At 70.4% G+C, this 17,809-nt stretch carries 14 protein-coding genes; 12 read left to right on the top strand and 2 right to left on the bottom strand.

All coding sequences use genetic code 11. The features are described 5' to 3' along the window. Positions 1-123: 123 nt before the first annotated feature. The 3 genes from NDW01_RS19595 to NDW01_RS19585 all read left to right on the top strand — a co-directional run bounded on the left by NDW01_RS19595 (position 124) and on the right by NDW01_RS19585 (position 3,887). Entirely contained in the window at positions 124-2,160 is a 2,037-nt protein-coding gene (locus tag NDW01_RS19595; RefSeq protein ID WP_252822589.1) for an APC family permease, read from the top strand. After that, on the top strand, positions 2,147-3,400 hold the full coding sequence (locus NDW01_RS19590; RefSeq protein ID WP_252778443.1) for a class I SAM-dependent RNA methyltransferase: 1,254 nt from the start codon (positions 2,147-2,149) through the stop codon (positions 3,398-3,400). The genes NDW01_RS19595 and NDW01_RS19590 overlap by 14 nt, the downstream gene beginning before the upstream one ends. A gap of 79 nt (positions 3,401-3,479) precedes the next feature. Further along, the gene (locus NDW01_RS19585; RefSeq protein ID WP_252822587.1) at positions 3,480-3,887 is read left to right on the top strand and encodes a PaaI family thioesterase; all 408 of its coding nucleotides are present in this window, start codon (positions 3,480-3,482) and stop codon (positions 3,885-3,887) included. 89 nt (positions 3,888-3,976) lie between these two features. On the opposite strand, the gene NDW01_RS19580 is transcribed toward NDW01_RS19585, so the two are convergent. Then, the gene (locus NDW01_RS19580; protein ID WP_252822585.1) at positions 3,977-4,657 is read right to left on the bottom strand and encodes a GntR family transcriptional regulator; all 681 of its coding nucleotides are present in this window, start codon (positions 4,655-4,657) and stop codon (positions 3,977-3,979) included. Positions 4,658-4,761: 104 nt separating this feature from the next. On the opposite strand from NDW01_RS19580, the gene NDW01_RS19575 reads away from it, so the two are divergent. The 8 genes from NDW01_RS19575 (at position 4,762) to NDW01_RS19540 (ending at position 15,267) form a co-directional block, all read left to right on the top strand. Then, positions 4,762-6,150: an acyclic terpene utilization AtuA family protein gene (locus NDW01_RS19575; RefSeq protein WP_252822583.1), complete on the top strand. Its 1,389-nt coding sequence runs from the start codon at positions 4,762-4,764 to the stop codon at positions 6,148-6,150. After that, positions 6,147-6,506 carry a DUF4387 domain-containing protein gene (locus tag NDW01_RS19570; protein WP_252822581.1) on the top strand — a complete coding sequence of 120 codons (360 nt, stop codon included), beginning with the start codon at positions 6,147-6,149 and terminating at the stop codon, positions 6,504-6,506. Before NDW01_RS19575 ends, NDW01_RS19570 begins: the two co-directional genes overlap by 4 nt. Then, entirely contained in the window at positions 6,496-8,175 is a 1,680-nt protein-coding gene (locus NDW01_RS19565) for a hydantoinase B/oxoprolinase family protein (protein WP_252822579.1), read from the top strand. Before NDW01_RS19570 ends, NDW01_RS19565 begins: the two co-directional genes overlap by 11 nt. Continuing rightward, entirely contained in the window at positions 8,172-10,250 is a 2,079-nt protein-coding gene (locus NDW01_RS19560) for a hydantoinase/oxoprolinase family protein (protein WP_252822577.1), read from the top strand. Before NDW01_RS19565 ends, NDW01_RS19560 begins: the two co-directional genes overlap by 4 nt. A gap of 18 nt (positions 10,251-10,268) precedes the next feature. Continuing rightward, positions 10,269-10,946 (top strand): RraA family protein, encoded by a 678-nt coding sequence (locus NDW01_RS19555; RefSeq protein WP_252822575.1) that lies wholly within the window; start codon positions 10,269-10,271, stop codon positions 10,944-10,946. Between the two features lie 186 nt (positions 10,947-11,132). Beyond that, a complete protein-coding gene (locus NDW01_RS19550; RefSeq protein ID WP_252822573.1) occupies positions 11,133-13,247 on the top strand; it encodes an MMPL family transporter in 2,115 nt (704 codons plus the stop codon). An 18-nt stretch (positions 13,248-13,265) separates the two neighbouring features. Beyond that, positions 13,266-14,642: an MFS transporter gene (locus tag NDW01_RS19545; protein WP_252822571.1), complete on the top strand. Its 1,377-nt coding sequence runs from the start codon at positions 13,266-13,268 to the stop codon at positions 14,640-14,642. A 253-nt stretch (positions 14,643-14,895) separates the two neighbouring features. Then, positions 14,896-15,267, top strand: a complete 372-nt coding sequence (locus tag NDW01_RS19540) for a hypothetical protein (RefSeq protein ID WP_252822570.1) — start codon at positions 14,896-14,898, stop codon at positions 15,265-15,267. Between the two features lie 76 nt (positions 15,268-15,343). Here the strand turns inward: NDW01_RS19540 and NDW01_RS19535 are convergent, their stop codons facing one another. Then, positions 15,344-15,559: a hypothetical protein gene (locus NDW01_RS19535; RefSeq protein WP_252822567.1), complete on the bottom strand. Its 216-nt coding sequence runs from the start codon at positions 15,557-15,559 to the stop codon at positions 15,344-15,346. 192 nt (positions 15,560-15,751) lie between these two features. On the opposite strand from NDW01_RS19535, the gene NDW01_RS19530 reads away from it, so the two are divergent. Then, entirely contained in the window at positions 15,752-17,788 is a 2,037-nt protein-coding gene (locus NDW01_RS19530; protein ID WP_252822565.1) for a hypothetical protein, read from the top strand. Positions 17,789-17,809 lie beyond the last annotated feature (21 nt).

The raw sequence follows: 17,809 nt of genomic DNA, 5'->3' as shown, positions 1-17,809 counted from the left end.
GATGAAACCTACACAGCCCAGGGTGCGCGGAGCACTTCCTGACCCGTCTTAAGGGCGGCACTTGCATTCATCCCCCGGGCGAGGGGGATCTCACGGTCGGAGGAACGACTAGCCTTACCTGTCGTGTCGAAGGCTCCAGACCTCGTCAAGAGGCTCCTGCTCGGCCGGGCGCTCCGCAGCGCCCAAGCGCACGAGCAGACACTTCCCAAGACGATCGCCCTCCCGGTGTTCGCCAGTGACGCGCTGTCGTCGGTGGCGTACGCCCCGCAGGAGATCCTGATCGCCCTCGGCCTCGCGGGGCTCGCGACGTACCACTTCACGCCCTGGGTGGCGGGGGCGGTCATCGTGATCATGCTCACCGTGGTCGCGTCCTACCGCCAGAACGTCCGCGCCTACACCAGCGGCGGCGGCGACTTCGAGGTCGCCACCACCAACCTGGGCGGCAACGCCGGCATCGTGGTGGCCAGCGCCCTCATGGTCGACTACGTCCTGACGGTCGCGGTGTCGGTGTCCTCGGGGATCGAGAACCTCGCCGCCCTCCTGCACTTCCTGCAGCCGCACAAGGTCCTCGCCGCGCTCCTCATCGTCGCCATCTTGACGATCATGAACCTCCGGGGGATCCGGGAGTCGGGCGTCGCGTTCGCCATCCCGACCTACCTGTTCATGTTCGGCGTCTTCCTGATGCTGATCTGGGGCTTCACGCGCATGGCGTTCGGTGCGCACCTGCGGGCCGCGACCGCCGACATGACGATCCACGGCACGGCGGTCGGCGTCAGCGGCTTCGCGCTCGTCTTCCTGCTGCTGCGCGCCTTCTCCTCCGGCTGCGCGGCGCTGACCGGCGTCGAGGCGATCAGCAACGGCGTGCCCGCCTTCCGTAAGCCCAAGGGGAAGAACGCCGCGGCCACGCTGCTGCTGCTCGGAGTGATCGCGGCCTCCATGTTCGGCGGCATCGTCGCGCTGGCGTACATCACGAAGACCAAGTTCGGCGACCCGGCGATGGGCGCCCGCATCCTGGACCGGGCGGGCAGGGAGGTCTCGCCGGACCCGGTGATCGCGCAGGTCGCGCACACCGTGTTCAGCAACTTCCCGCTGGGCTTCGCGTACCTCACGACGATGACCGCCCTGATCCTCGTGCTGGCCGCCAACACCGCCTTCAACGGCTTTCCCGTGCTCGGCTCGGTGCTCGCGCAGAACCGCTACCTGCCCCGCCAGCTGCACACCCGCGGCGACCGGCTGGCGTTCAGCAACGGCATCATCATCCTGGGCGCGCTGGCCGGCGTGCTGATCTACGCGTACGACGCCTCGGTCACGTCGCTGATCCAGCTGTACATCGTCGGCGTGTTCGTCTCCTTCACGGTGAGCCAGACCGGCATGGTCCGGCACTGGAACCGCCTGCTGCGGACCGAGACCGACCCGGCCGCCCGACGGCGGATGAAGATCTCGCGGGCCATCAACACGTTCGGCGGGATCGTCACCGCGATCGTGCTGGTCGTGGTGCTGATCACCAAGTTCCTGCTCGGCGCGTGGATCGCCTGCGTCGCCATGTCGGTGCTGTTCCTCATGATGCGGGGCATCCGGCGGCACTACGACCGGGTCGCCGCCGAGCTCGCCGTCACCGGGGAGGACGTCGCGCTGCCCTCCCGCAACCACGCCATCGTTCTCGTCTCCAAGATCCACCGCCCGACGATGCGGGCGCTGGCGTACGCGCGGGCCACGCGCCCCTCGACGCTGGAGGCGGTGACCGTCGCGGTGGACCCCGAGGAGTCGCAGCGGCTCCAGGAGGAGTGGGACGCGCAGGAGCTGCCCGTGCCGCTGAAGATCCTCGACTCGCCGTACCGAGAGATCACGCGGCCCATCCTGGAGTACGTCAAGAGCGTCCGGCGGCGCAGCCCCCGCGACGTGGTCACCGTGTTCCTGCCCGAGTACGTCGTGGGACGCTGGTGGGAGCACCTGCTGCACAACCAGAGCGCGCTCCGACTGAAGACGCGCCTGCTGTTCCAGCCCGGTGTGATGGTCACGAGCGTGCCCTGGCAGCTCGCCTCGTCCGACCGCCTCAAGGGCCGGTTCGAGCCGCCGGCCCCCGGCTCCGTACGCCGCCCGTACGGCCCAGAGCAAGAAGTCGAATCGGAGGGGACCCGTGCCGCCGGTGGAATCGTCTGAGCTGATCGAACTCCAGATCGGAGCGGTCGCCAACGGCGGCTGGTGTGTGGCCCGGCACGACGGGCGCGTCGTGTTCGTCCGGCACACCCTGCCGGGCGAGCGCGTACGTGCCCGGGTGACGCAGGAGACCAAGAACTTCCTGCGCGCCGACGCAGTGGAGATCCTGGAGGCGTCTCCGGACCGGGTCCAGGCACCCTGCCCGTTCGCCGGCCCGGGCCGCTGCGGCGGCTGCGACTGGCAGCACGCCTCCCTGCCCGCGCAGCGGCGGCTGAAGGCCGAGGTCGTCCAGGAGCAGCTCCGCCGGCTGGCCGGCATCGAGCGCGACGTCGTCGTCGAGGAGGTGCCGGGCGCCCCGGACGGCCTCGGCTGGCGGACCCGGGTGCAGTTCGCGGTCCGCCGCGACGGCGTGATCGGCCTTCGCAAGCACCGCTCCCACCAGATCGAGCCCATCGACGAGTGCCTGATCGCCCACCCGCAGGTCGAGGCGCTCGGTATCGAGCGCAAGCGCTGGCCCGGCGCCACCGGCGTCGAGGCGATCGCGTCGGCGGGCACGGGCGACCGCCTGGCCGTCCTGTCCAGCCGGGGCCGGGCCCGCGTCCCCCGCATGGACGCGCCCGTACGCCTCGTCAGCGGTAAGCGGGAGGACAAGCCGCCGTTCGTCCGCGAGGAGGCCGCCGGGCGGCTGTGGCAGGTCAGCGGCAGCGGATTCTGGCAGGTCCACCCCGGCGCCGCCGAGACGCTCGCCGCGGCCGTCCTGGACACGCTGGAGCCCCGGAAGGGCGACATCGCCGTCGACCTGTACTGTGGCGCGGGCCTGTTCGCCGGCGTGCTCGGCGAGGCCGTCGGCTCGGACGGCCTGGTCGTCGGGATCGAGTCGGAGGGGCAGGCCGTCCGCGACGCCCGCTTCAACCTCCGCGACCTCCCGCACGTGTCCGTGGAACGCGGCGAGGTCGAGCAGGTCCTCGACCAGATCAAGTTCGGCCGCGGCAAGTCCACGCTGAACCGCGCCGACCTCGTCGTCCTGGACCCGCCGCGCACCGGCGCCGGCCGGGACGTCGTCAAGCGCGTGGCGGAGCTCGCCGGCCGCCGGATCGCGTACGTCTCGTGCGATCCGGCCACCCTGGCCCGCGACCTGGCGTTCTTCTCCGAGTACGGCTGGACGCTGTCCGCGCTGCGCGCGTTCGACGCCTTCCCGATGACCCAGCACGTGGAGTGCGTCGCCACCCTGATCAGGGGCTGACTCCGGCGTCTCGCCGAGGCGCGCGTGCGCGCCTCGGCGAGGGGCTTGCCCGAGACCGCCGGTCGGGGATGATGGCGCCATGACGCTGAGCGCCGCCGACGGCAACGCGATCCTGAAGGAGAACTTCGCGCCCTGGGTGCAGGACCTGGGCCTGGTCGTCGAGGAGGTCGGCGACCGGGTCGCGGTGCTGCGCCTGCCCTGGTCGCCGAGGCTGGCCCGGGAGGGCGGGTCGCTGTCCGGCCAGGCGCTGATGGCCGCCGCGGACACGGCCACGGTGATCGCCGTAGCGGCGGCGCGCGGCGCGTACGTGCCGATGACGACCGTGCAGCAGTCCAGCACCTTCCAGCGTCCGGTCGTGGACGCCGACGTGGTCGTCACGGCGCGGATCACCAAGATCGGCCGCACGCTGGCCTTCGCGGACGTCGAGCTGGCCGCCGGCGGTGCCGTCGCGGCCCACGCCACCACCGTCTACGCCCTCCTCGGCTAGTGTGCCGGTGACATTTCGCGATCATGGTTCGGACTTGCGCGAGTTGCCGGCCAAGGCCCGATCCGGTTGGGGCCGAGTCACCCGGTCAGTCAGTCGAGGTCGTCGAGCAGGAGATCGACGCCTGCGATGGCGTGCTGGTGAAAGACCCGTTCGACCAGGTCGGGGTCGCGGCTGCGCAGCGCCGCCAGGATGTCATGGTGGTCCCGGATTCGTTGCCGGCCCACCTCGGGGTGCGTGGCCGTGGACTCCACGGACCGCGCTCGCCGTTCCTGGCCGACCACGGACAGGCTGACGATCATGCTGCGCAGCGTGGGATTGTTGGCCGCGCGCTCGATTTCCGCGTCGAATTCGCGAGCAAGCCGCATGCGCTCGGAATTGTCCAGGTCGCGCTCGTTGACCAGGGTGTCGATCAGACGTTCCATCCGGTCGAGCGCGGCGTCGGTGATCTTGTGTGTCGCGAACCGGGCCTCCATCGCGCGCAGCGCGGCACCCGTCAGCATGAGTTCGCGCAACGTTTCCGCGGAGTGGTCGACCACGCGTAGCTGGCGGGCCGAAACCCGTTCGATCAGCCCCTCCTGTTCCAACCGGCGCAGGGCCTCCCGAACCGGGGTCGGGCTGACCTGCAACCGGGCCGCCAGGCCGCGTTCGGTGACGCGCTCGCCGCTGCCGAACAGGCCGGTGGCGATGCCCTCGCGGATCGCCTGGTACGCCTGTTCGGCCAGGGACTGGCCGCGGAACAGCGGCGGCAGGTCGGAACGCTCGGAACTCATGGTCTCAACCTAGCCCTTGTTGCTGTGGCATATAGCTTGACGAAGGCTGATACTTGCTATAGCAAGTACGCTATAGCAAAACTAGCCCACTCGGGAGACCGCAGATGACGCGACAACCAAGTCCACCGCGCGGCAGCGTGGGCATCCTGGTGCCCGCCGGCATGCTCGGTGCCGGCTTCCATCCCGACACCATCACCCGTGGCCTCTCGCTCGGCCCCGACGTCATCGCCGTGGACGGCGGCTCGACCGACTCGGGCCCCTACTACCTGGGTACCGGGCGGGCGAAGACCACGGAGCGCGCCGTCAGGCACGATCTGCGGCTACTCCTGGCGGCCGCGAGTGGCGCGGGCATCCCGCTGGTCATCGGCTCCTGCGGCACCTCGGGAACCGACTCGGGCGTGGAATGGATCGCCGACATCGTGCACGGGATCTGCCTGGAGGCAGGACTGGACCTGACCGTCGCGAAGATCTTCAGCGAACAGCGCACCGAGACCCTGCTGCCCGCGCTCGACCGAGGTGCCATTCACCCGCTGCCGCCCAGCATCGAACTCGACCGGGCGACACTCGACCGCTGTGTGCACATCGTCGGCGTGATGGGGCATGAGCCCATCGAGCAGGCGCTGCGGGGCGGTGCGGACGTGGTGCTCGCTGGACGGGCGACCGACACGGCCGTGTCCGCGGCCGTCCCACTGATGCGCGGCATGCCACCCGGTCCCACCTGGCACGCAGCGAAGATCATCGAGTGCGGGGGTTTGTGCACCACCGACCCGCGCTCCGGCGGCGTGTTCGCCCGGATCGACCACGGCGGCTTCACTGTCGAGCCGTTGGACCTGGACACGTCGTGCACGCCGATGTCCGTGGCCGCGCACATGCTCTACGAAACCGCCGACCCGTACCGGATGCGCGAGCCCGGCGGCACGATCGACGTGACCGAGGCGCGCTACATGCCCGTCAACGACCGTGTGGTGCGTGTGGAGGGTTCTCGGTTCGAGCCGGCCGAGCAGTACACGGTCAAGCTGGAGGGCGCGGCGATCACCGGATACGAGACGGTGTCCTTCGTCGGCATCCGGGACCCGCAGGTGCTGCGCGGCATCGACGAGTGGGCGGGACTGCTGCGCAAGCTGCTGGCCGAGCGGGTCGTCCAAGTGCTGGGGCTGGTGCCCGAGGAGTGGGACGCCGACATCCGGTTGTACGGCTACAACGCGGTCCTCGGCGAGTTGGACCCGGCGCCGGCCACGCCCCAGGAGGTGGGCGTGATGCTGCTGGTCAACGCGCGGGACCAGCAGACGGCGACGGCGATCTCGCAGCTGGCCAACCCGCTGCTCCTGCACCTGCCGACGCCGGCCATGAACCATCTGCCCAGCTTCGCGTTCGCCACCTCGCCCGCACACATCGACCGGGGTGCGGCCTACGAGTTCGTGCTCAACCACGTCGTCGACACCGATTCGCCGACCGAACTGTTCCGCCTGGAGATGCCGGAGGTGACTCGATGACGGATTCCAGCACGCTGGGCGAGCTCGCGATCGAGGTGCGGTCGAAGAACGCCGGCCCGTTCTGGCTGACCCTCGAGGCGTTCATGCCCGACGACCGGACCTATCGGATCGCGGACGCCCTCATCACCGCCGAACTGATCAGCGAGCTGTACCACGTCGCCGCGGAGTCGCTGCGGATCTTCCGGATTCCCGACCTGTGCGTGGTCAAGGTGTCCTTCCCCCGCCCGGTGGTGCAGGGCGGCCTGCACGACCGGGACATGCACGCAGGGCAGCACCACGTCCCGCTGGCCGGCGTCGTCGTACCGCCCACGGAAGATGATGACCTGATCACGAAGGGCCGCGGCCGTGACGACTGACGGGTTCGACCCCATCAAGCTCGAGGTGTGGTGGAGCCGGTTGGTCTCGGTCACCGATGAGGCGGCGACGACCCTGCTGCGCACGGCGTTCTCGACGATCATCCGCGAGTCCAACGACTACACCGTCGTGCTGATGAACCGGTCGGGCCGCACGATCGCCGAATGCCGAGCGGGAATCCCGGCCTTCGCCGCGCTGATGAGTGTGCTCACCGGGCGTCTGCTGGAGAGATTCCCGGTCGAGACCTGGTGCGATGGTGACATCGTCATCACCAACGACCCGTGGATCGGCACCGGGCACCTGCCCGACATCGCCATGGTGACCCCGATCTTCCACGGTGGCGTGCTGGTCGGATTCACCGGCACCGCGGCCCACGTGCCCGACATCGGCGGCAATCCTGGCATGGGTGTCACCGACCTGATGTCCGAGGGACTGCTCATCCCACCCATGCACCTCCAGCGTGCCGGCACGCGCAATGACGCGCTCATCACGCTGCTGTTGAGCAACGTCCGGCTATCCGGTCAGGTCTGGGGCGACCTCGAAGCCCAGATGGCTGCGAACGACGTCTGCCGCCGCCGCGCGGTGGAATTCCTCCGCGACACCGACCAGGCCGACTTCGCCGCGCTGTCCACGGCGGTGCACACGACCGCGGACCGCGGCATGCGGCGCGCGATCGCCGCCATCCCCGACGGGACCTACCGATCCGTCACCGAGGCGGACGGCGTCCTCGGACAGCCCACCCACATCGAGTGCGCGGTGACCGTTCGCGGCGAGGACATGGTGGTCGACTACACGGGCAGCTCACCGCAGGTGGACTACGCGATCAACTGCACACTCAACTACACGACCGCGTACTCGATCTATCCACTGAAGATCCTGCTCGATCCGTTCACCCGCAGCAACCACGGTTCGTACCGGTCGATCAGGGTGACCGCGCCGGAAGGCTCCATCCTCAACCCCGTCTTCCCCGCACCGGTTCTGGCCCGGCATCTGACCGGTCATCTGCTGTCCTGCGCCGTGTATCGCGCCCTGGCCGATGTGCTGCCGGACCGGGTGATCGCCGACAGCGGTGGGGCGCCCGCACTGCGGGTGCAGTTCTCCGGCCGTACGCCGACGGGCGAGCCGTTCGCGCTGCTGCTGTTCGCCAGCGCCGGGATGGGCGCGGGCGCGGCGCATGACGGCCTGCCCACCACCGCGTTCCCGACCAACTCCGGCGGAGGCAGCATCGAGGCCCTGGAATCCAGCGCGCCGCTGCTGTTCGAGAAGAAGGAGTTCCGCGCCGACTCCGGTGGGGCCGGCACTCATCGCGGCGGCCTCGGCCAGGACATCGAGGTCAGGAACACGACCGACGCTCCGCTGCGGGTCGTGCTGCTCGGCGACCGTTCGGAGCATCCGGCCCTCGGTGTCAACGGCGGGCTGCCGGGTGCGGTGGCGCGAGTCGTCGACGACGAGGGCGCGGTACGCGCCCTCAAATCGGTGTCCGTGGTGCGACCCGGTGGCGGCCTCACCATCTCCTTCGCCGGCGGAGGAGGGTACGGGCCGCCCGCCGGCCGCGACCGGGCCGCCATCGCCGCGGACCTGCGTGAAGGGTTCATCACCCAGGAAGCCGCGATCCGCGACTACGGCACGGATGCCGTGATACGAGCAGAAAGGCCGGTGCCTGAAACGTGAACCGGACCGCACGAATCGGCGTCGACGTCGGTGGCACGTTCACGGACCTCGTCCTGCACGACGAGGCGCTCGGCGTCACCGCGATCGGCAAGCGACTGACCACTCCCGAGGCACCCGACCGGGCCATCGTCGAGGGAATCAGCCAACTGCTGGCCGACACGGGCACCGCGATCGATCGGGTCGACAGTGTGGTGCACGGGACCACTCTGATCACCAACACCGTGCTGGAGCGCACCGGGGCCACCGTCGGACTGATCACCACCGAAGGGTTCCGCGACATCCTGGAGATGGGGCGCGAGATCCGCTTCGACGCCGAGGATCTGCACGCCCGCCCCGCCCCGGCCATCGTGCCCCGGCACCTGCGGCACGGCGTGCCGGGCCGCATGCGGGCGGATGGCACCGAGCACAAGCCGTTGGACGAGGAGGCGGTGCTCAAGGCCGCCCGCAGCCTGGTGCACGGGTCCGGCATAGACGCGCTGGCCATCGCGTTCCTGCACTCGTACGCGAATCCGGCGCACGAGATCCGGGCCCGCGACCTGGTGCACGAGATGTTCCCCGATCTGCTGATCACGCTGTCGGCGGATGTCGCACCGGAGATCCGCGAGTACGAACGCATCAACACCGCGTGCGTCAACGCCTACGTCCAGCCGATCGTGCACGGCTACCTCGACCAACTGGAGCACGAACTCGCCGGCATCGGATTCACCGGGCAACTGTCCATCATGGTGTCCGGGGGCGGCATCACCACCATCGACCAGGCCAAGGCGTTTCCGGTTCGGCTCCTCGAGTCGGGGCCTGCGGCCGGGGCGATCGCGGCCGCATTCCTCGCCACCGCCGCGCACGAGCCCCGGGTCATCTCCTTCGACATGGGCGGCACCACCGCCAAGATGTGTCTCGTCGAGAACGGACGTCCGCACATCAAGCACGAGTTCGAGGCCGGCCGAACGGAGAAGTTCCGGCCCGGCTCGGGACTCCCGCTCCGGATGACGGTGGTCGACATGATCGAGATCGGCGCCGGCGGCGGATCGATCGCCGCCGTGGACGATCTCGGGCTGCTGAAGGTGGGACCGCGCAGCGCCGGTTCGGTGCCGGGACCGGTCGCCTACGGGCGGGGTGGTCGACAGCCGACCGTCACCGACTCGGACCTGCTGGCCGGATACCTCGACCCGGACCACTTCCTCGGCGGCGACCTGGCCCTGACCTTGCCCGATGTGCAGCGCGCCGTTCACGCGCTCGCCGACCGGCTCGGTGTCGACGCGCCAAGTGCGGTCGTGGGCATCCAGGATGTGGTCATCGAGAACATGGCGGCCGCCACCCGCATGCACCTTGCCGAGAGGGGCCGGGACCCCGGGCGATACGCCCTGATGGCGTTCGGCGGCGCTGGTCCGGTGCATGCCTACGCACTGGCCAAGAGCCTGAAGATCCCGCGGGTCATCGTCCCGGCCGGCGCCGGTGTCATGTCGGCGTTCGGGTTTCTGGTGGCCGCCCCGACCGTGGACGACGTCCGTGGATATCCGGTCCCGCTGACCGCCGTCGACTGGGACAAGGTCACCACCCTGTACACGGACATGGAAACCCGGGCGCGGCGACTCCTGCAGCGGTCCACCACCGCCGATCCGGTCATCACCCGGACTGCCGACATGCGCTACGTGGGACAGGGTTTCGAGATCACTGTCGCGCTACCGGATGGCATGCTCGGCCCTGGCCACGAAGACGACATCCGACAGGCGTTCGTGGAGACCTACCGGTCGGTGTTCGGCCGCACCATCCGCGACGGCACACCCGAGTTCATCAACTGGCGAATGTCGGCCCGCCTTTCCGCCACCGAGGTCGGCCTGGCCTACCAGCCGTCGCCAACGGCGGCGGCACGCGGACGACGAGCGGTGTACTTCACCGGCTTCGGTGTGCTCGACGTCGACGTGTACGACCGATACACGCTCCAGCCCGGCACGACCTTCGCGGGCCCGGTGCTGTTCGAGGAACGCGAAACGTCCTGTGCCGTGGGCCCCGACTGCACGGTGACCGTCGACCCTCATCTCAACCTGGTCATCGACCTGATCACCGATGCCGCCTGACACCGAAGGAGCGACCGTATGACGGCCACCAGCCCCGAACTGATCGAGGCGCTCGCCGCCTGGGACACCCCGGCGCTGAGCAACGCACTGGACGCGTTGCGCCTGCGGTCGTACAACGCGGGCTACACCAACGGCTCTGTACGCCGGGTCACCGGAGCCGCGCCGATGGTCGGGCGAGCGGTCACCGCCCGGATGGTCGCCCGAGACGCGGGCGAGGACGGCATCCCCGTCTCCCAACTGCACCGCGCGATCGCGGAGACGGACGGTCCGGTCGTCGTCGTCCTGGAAGACCGCGACGATCCTGCCGGAGCCGGCGCGTTCCTGGGCGAGGTCAATGGCAGCCTGCTGGCCGCACTACGCATCCAGGGTCTGATCACCAACGGCCGGGTCCGGGATGTCAATGAGCTTCGTACATTTCCCTACTCGGTGTACGCCACCGGCCTGTGCGTCGCCCGTTCTCATATGCGGCTGGTCGACGTGGGCACCGACGTCACGGTCGCCGGTCTGACGGTCCGGCCGGGTGATCTCCTGCACGGGGACGAGCACGGCGTGCTGAACATCCCGACCGAAGCGATCCCCGGCATCCTTGCGAAAGCCGAGGAAATTCGCGAAGAGGAGCAGAACATCGTCACCTGGTCTCGGTCCGCCGATTTCAGTGTCGAGGAACTGCTGCGGCTTCGGCGGGTGCGTCATTGAACGCGGTTTTCACCCGACCGACGGCGAGTCGCACCGCTTCGAGGCGGTGCGGGACGGCATGCAGGGTGATGGCCACCAGCCAGAGGGACGAAAAGGCAGGTGAAAGCCTTCTGTAAGGAAGGGGTGGCCAGACTGCCTCCCATGCATGGAGTCACTCGATTCTGTTTGCGCCACAAAGGTTGGATCGTGCTGGCCTGGCTGGCGCTCACCGTCGTCGGCGCGCTGGCCACCGGACCGGCGGTCAACCGGCTGACCCACTCCTTCGCGACGCCGGGGATGTCCGGTTACGACACCAACCTGCACCTGTTGCGGACGTTCGGCATCGACGGCAACGAGCAGCCCACGCTCGCCGTGTTGACACTGCCGGCCGGCACGGGCATGGACACCGCGGCCGGCCAGAACATCGCGGCCCGGACCTTCGCGGCCGCCAACCGGGCCGGGCATCTCGCGGTCGCCGACTACGCGAACACCCACAACCCCGAACTGATCTCCGCTGACCACCGGACGACCTGGGCCGTCTTCGACATGCCCAACCCCGACATCCCGTCCGGGGCCGGGGTCATGGACCGCATCGACCCGGCTCTGAAGGCAGCGGCACCCGCCGGTGTCACCGTCTCGGTCACCGGATTCGAGCAGCTCCAGAGCACCGGCCCCAGCAAAGGCGGCAATCCCAGCGTCCTGGTCGAAACCGTCATCGGCGCGGTGGGCGCCCTGGCGGTGTTGCTGTTCGTGTACGGTTCGGCGATCGCGATCGTGCCGCTGCTGATCGCGATTCCGTCGATCCTGACGACCTTCCTGCTCATCTTCGGCCTGGAGCGATTCACCGACGTCAGCTTCCTCGCCGAGTACCTGGTCGCGGTGATGGGGCTGGGCGTGGTCGTCGACTACTCGCTGCTGCTGGTCACCCGCTGGCGCGAGGAACGCGAGGCGGGCAAGTCGAATCAGGAGGCGATCATCGCGGCGAGCCCCACGGCGGGACGCGCCGTCATGCTCAGCGGGCTCACCGTCGCGATCGGACTGCTCGCGCTGGTGATTCTTCCGGTGTCGTTCCTGCGCAGCCTCGGTCTGGCCGGCATGCTCATCCCGCTGGTCGCGATCACCGCGGCCACCACCCTGCTGCCGGTTCTCCTGGCCACCTGCGGCCCCATGCTGGACCGGCACCGTGTCCGGCGCGGCTCGACGACCTTCAGCCGAGGCTGGCAGCGATGGACCGGGATGATCGTGCGCCGCCGCTGGATCGCCGCCATCGCCGGGCTCGTCATCCTCCTCGGGCTGGCCGCCCCCGCGCTCGTCATGAACACCGGCCAGCCACGCGCCAACTCACTCGGCGGCGCCGCGTCACCCGCCGTCACGCTGCACAACCTGGAGGCCGGCGGGGTGCCCAGCGCGGTCACCTTCCCGATCCAACTGCTCACCCACGGCGGACCGGTCGCCGCCGACCGCGCTGCGGCCATCGCCGCCGCGACACCCGGCGTCTACACGGTTCTCGCACCGGCGACGCCGTCGTTCCGCCACGGCGGCGAATCGCTGATCAGCGTGATCCCGACCGACGAGGGCAGCACGTCGGCCGGCGTCGCGACCGTCGCACGGCTGCGCACCGCCCTCGCGGGCGTGCCCGGCGGCGTCGAAGTCGGCGGCAACACGGCACAGAACTCCGACTTCACCACGGCGGTGTACGGCAACTTCCCGCTGGTTCTCGCGGTGATCGCGGTCCTCACGTTCCTGTTGCTGGCCAGGGAGTTCCGCTCGGTCGTCCTGGCGGTCAAGGCGGTCGTGCTCAATGTGGTCTCACTCGGCGCGTCCTTCGGCTTCCTCGTGGTCTTCTGGCAGTACGGCATCGGCTCGCATCTGCTCTACGGCGTCGCCGCGACCGGTTCGATCCGCAACTGGATCCCGATCCTGTCGTTCGCGTTCCTGTTCGGACTGTCCATGGACTACGAGGTCTTCATTCTCGCCCGGACGCGCGAGGAGTACGACCGGACCGGATCGACCGATAACGCGATCGTCGGCGCCCTGGCCCGCACCGGACGGCTGGTCACCTGTGCCGCGGTGATCCTCGGCATCTCGTTCGGCTCACTGTCCAGTGCCCCGGACGTCGTCGTCGAAATGATCGCCACCGGCCTGGGCTTCGGCATCCTCGTCGACGCGCTGGTGGTGCGCACCCTGCTCGTCCCCGCCCTGGTGGCGCTCATGGGCCGCTGGAACTGGTGGCTACCGGACCGACTGGCCCGCCTGCTCCGTGTTCCGCCGACCAACGCACCGGAACCGCCGACCGTCACGAAACAACCGGTCGGCGCCTGACCTGACAGGAAGTCTCCCATGACAGAGCCATTGCCCACGCCGGGTGGCATGCCTGACCGGGACACGGACACCGACCGGCCCGACCTCCCATCACTGACGATCGGCGACCGCATGGACCGGCTGCCGATATCCCGATGGCACCGCAGAATGGCCGTCCTGATCGGACTGGGCGCGTTCTTCTGCTTCTTCGAAGTCGCCCTCGGCAGCTTCTTCGGCGTCCTGCTCGGCACCCAGTGGTCCCTGACCACTGTGGACAAGTCAATGGTCGTCGGATCGGCGTTCGTGGGGGAGACGCTGGGGTCGCTGCTGCTGGCGCCGCTGGCCGACCGGTTCGGCCGCCGCACGCTGTTCCAGATCAACCTGGTCGCTTACGCGGTCCTGTCGCTGGCCACCGCGTTCGCCCCGAACCTGTCGGCGTTCCTCCTCCTGCGCATGCTCACCGGGGTCGGCTTGGGCGCCGAGCTGACGCTGTTGGACATCTACCTGTCCGAGCTGCTGCCCGCGCCGTGGCGGGGCCGGTACATCGCGTGGAGCTACACCCTCGGGCTCACCGCCGTTCCGGTGGCCGGTGTGCTGGCCAAGCTCGTCACCGGGCCCGTGCTCGGCATGGCCGGCTGGCGCTGGCTGCCGATGCTGGCGGCCGGCGGCGGTCTGCTCGTGTGGTCGGCGCGCCGTCGCCTGCCCGAGTCGCCCCGCTGGCTGGCCGCTGTCGGCAGGACCGCGGCGGCCGACGACATCCTCACGTCGATCGAACGGCGAACCGGGGCACCGGTCGACCAGCCCGTCCCCGTCGCGCCCGCGCCAGTGCGGCAGGACCCAGGCAGGTATCGGAGGCGGTCGCTGCTGATGTGGCTGATGTGGATCTTCACCCCGGTCGGGTTCTACGCCTTCGCCTCGATCGCGCCGATCGTCCTACAGTCCAAGGGGTTCAACCTCTCGAACTCGCTCACCTACGCGGCGCTGACGGCCATTGGCTACCCGCTGGGCTCCCTGTTGTCCGTCTGGCTGACCGAGCGGTTCGAGCGCCGCGCCCTGGTGGTCGCGTCGACCCTGGCCGCGGCCGTGTTCGGCGTCGTGTTCGGCCTCGGCACCAACGCCGGTGTTGTGATCGCCGCCGGCATCGCCACCACGGTCAGCACCATCATCCAGTCCAACTTCGTGCACATCTACCAGACCGAACTGTTCCGCACCGCGAACCGCAGCACCTCCATCGCCATTCCGTACGCCGCGTCCCGGTTGATCAGCGCGATGCTGCCGTTCGGCGCCGTCCTGCTGCTGTCCGCGGTCGGGTCCGGCGGCCTCTACGCCGGCTGCGCCCTGCTGCTGGTGGTGATGGCCGTCGCGGTCCGAACACTCGGCCCGCGCACCAACGACCTTCCGCTCGACACGATCTAGTACTCCAGTGACACTTCGTGATCTTGAGGCGTCTCAGCGCAGATCCGAACCATGATCGCGAAATGTCGCTGGAATACCAGTCGGCTTCTCCCGAAAGAGGTGGTTCGCGCGGTTCCAGTGGTGGGTGACCTCGGAAAACCGGCGGTGCCGAGGCTCTCGGTGGAGGAAGCTGGCAGGTGAGGGTCCGGCCGGGTCGATCCGGTGCCCGGACCGAGCGGCCGGTGGACGGGGTGCCGTGAAGGGGGGACCGCGCATGAGCGACGAGACCATCGGCGACGGTGCGTTCCAGGGGATCGTGATGCCGTGCCAGATGTGCATCGGCAGCGGCGAGCTGGTCACCATCCAGAAGGACCCCGCTCTGCTGCGCCTGGGGGACTGCCCGCAGTGCGAGGGGACGGGGCACATCCGCATCCGCTGCACGCGCGACGAGGTGGACGAGGTCATCCGCGGCCTGCCGCCCAGCCGGCTGCTGGTCGCCGTACGGCAGGCCCTCTCCGGCGTCGGCCTGTGCGCGGTGTGCTTCGGCTGCGGAGTGCTGGCGTCGATCGAGTGGAACGAGGAGCAGCTCCCCGTGCGCTACCTCGAAGCCTCCTGCCCGGCCTGCGAGGACCGCATGGGCCTGTGAGGACGGGCGGCGGCCTCCTGGGGCCGCGCCTCGGCCAGCGCGTGGCGGGCCTCGGTCAGCGCGTGGCGGGCCTCGGTCAGCGCGTGGCGGGAGGAGGCTGCGTCGCCGCCGGCGGCTCCAGGTCCGGGCGATGGGTGTGCGGGGCGAGGTAACCGGCGACGGCGGACAACAGCGTGGTCGCGGCCGCCGCGACCTCGGCCGGCACGTCGACGTGGGAGAGGCGCAGGATCCAGACGACGATGGTCACGACGGCACCGGCGATCGCGGCCGCGGTGACCTTCTTCTCGGGCACGGTCGGCTCCTAAGTCGGGGTGATCGAAAACTATCGCCGTGTGTCCGGGCGCGTCGTGATCTCTGCATGATCGCCTAGGTTTTTACCATCACGTATTGTGACGACACGCCGACACGCTGCTAGGTGGCCATCCGGGGGTCCGTTACAACGGGGCGTTGTCGAAAGCATCCGAGCACGTCACGGGGGACACCGATGATCGACTTCTCTGGCCGCGCCACGCGTGCCGGAACCCGGGGCATCGCGGCGGCGGCGGCCGTCTCGTGCTTCACGATCATGCCGCAGCTCACGTCGCATGAACCCGCGCACGCCGACGGGCCGGGCGGCCCATCGGCGCGCGCACACGACCACCGGGCCGCGGGGCGGGAGCGCGGCGCACGCCCCGGAGGCCGGGAGTACGAGCTCGCGGACGGTGATCGCGATCCCGCATCGCAGCACGGGGCATCGTCGGACCGGAACCACGACGCCGCCGGCCGGGACCACCGTCCGGCGGGGGGAGCACGCGACGAGAAGGGGCTGATCCCGCCGCGCCCGAAGATCATCTTCGACACCCGGGCGCCGCAGAGCGCCGTCGTGCCCGGCAGGACGTACACCTGGCCGTACTCGGTGACGAACACCGGCTCGGCGCCGGTGCGGAACGTCACGCTCACGACGACGCCGAACCACGACCTGAAGATCATCGCCCTGCCGCCGAAGTGCGGGTGGCACGGACGGGATCTCATCTGCCGGATCGGCGTCCTCCCCGGCCGGCAGACCAGGCACGGCGGCCTCACCGCGACGGTGGACCCCAGGACGCCGAACGGCCGGACGCTGTCCAGCCCGGCCAGGATCTCCTGGGACGGCCGGCCGGGCTCCACGACGCGGGAGATGGCCTTCCCCCCGGTCACGGCGTCGCAGCCCACCGACCTGGCGGTCACCGGTGACGACCTGCCGGAGATCGTACGGCCGGGGGGAGAGGTCCCCTACGAGATCACCGTGACCAACGAGGGCCCGGTGACCGCCGAGGCGGTGGTCGTCCGCAGCTCGGTGGCGAACGACCCGGACGCGTGGCCGAGCGGACCGGGATCGCAACCCCTGACGACGGATCCGGGCGTGCGGTCCGAGGACCCGGGCACGCGGCCCTGCGCGCCCACGGCGGATCCCGTGCGGCCGCTCGCCGGGAAGAGCGCCCCGCTCAAGCCCACCGACCCGCTCTGCGGGTCCACGCAGGACAGGCCGGCCTCGGACGGCCAGGCGGCCGCCGTCCCGCCGTGCGCGGCGGCTCAGGCGCATCCGGCCTCCGCTCCCCGCTGCGGAGCGGAGGGACGGCAGCCGGCGTGCGGCGCGTGCGCGGCACAGCAGCCGGGCGCGCAGGGCGCGACGGTGGACCGGCCGCACGTGCTGCGGCCTGACTCGGAGCCGCGACCGGCCGGGCAGACGTGCGGCGCCTGCGCGGTGCGGCGACCGGCGGCGGAAGGCGCCGCGGCGGATCGGCCGGAGACGCGCACTCCCGCGGCGGACGTTCCGGCCGCGAGGCCGGCGTGCGGGGCGTGCGCGGGGCGGCCGGCGGAGCAGCAGGGCGTCCCGGCCTGCGGCGCCTGCGCGGGACAGCAGACGGACCGGCAGAACGCCCCGGCGTGCGGCGCCTGCGCGGGGCGGCAGGACGTCCCGGCGTGCGGCTCCGCGCCGAACGGCCCGGCCGCGGACCTCACCGATCGCCCCGTCGCTCCGCCGTGCGGCGCGCCGTCCCCGGCCCGCGTCGCGGGTGCGCCCGGCAAGGAGGCCCCGGCCGAGAGCGGCATCCATCGCAGCGGTCCGGCCGAGGCGCCGATCGGGCCCGGCATCGCGCCGGAGCGGCCCGGTGCGGGCGCGGACACCCCGATCGTGATCGGTAAGGGCCGCCACTGCCTGACGCAGGGACCGGGATTCGTCTGCCCCCTCGGCGCGATCCCGCCGGGCCGGACCCGCAAGCTCCGGCTGACCGTGCGGGCCCGGCCGCACGCCCGCCCCGGCAGGCTCCGCTGCCTCAGCACGGTCGCGTCCGGAACGCCGGACGACAACCCGGCGAACAACAGCGTCGCCTGCCACACCCGCAACGCCCGGCCGATGCCGGCCCGGCCGAACCCGGGCGTCCGCCGCCTGCCGCACACCGGCTTCCCGTACGGGACGGTCGCGTTGGCCGCGCTCGGTTTCGCCTCCGTCGGCCTCCTCCTGGTGTGGATCGGCCGGACGCGGCGCGGCGAAGAGGTCTAGACCAAATAGTGCATTGGACGG

The organism is Actinoallomurus soli (genome assembly GCF_024055715.1).
Lineage (GTDB): Bacteria > Actinomycetota > Actinomycetes > Streptosporangiales > Streptosporangiaceae > Actinoallomurus > Actinoallomurus soli.
Note: the sequence above shows the minus strand (reverse complement) of the source record. Positions and strands in the feature narration are given on the sequence as shown.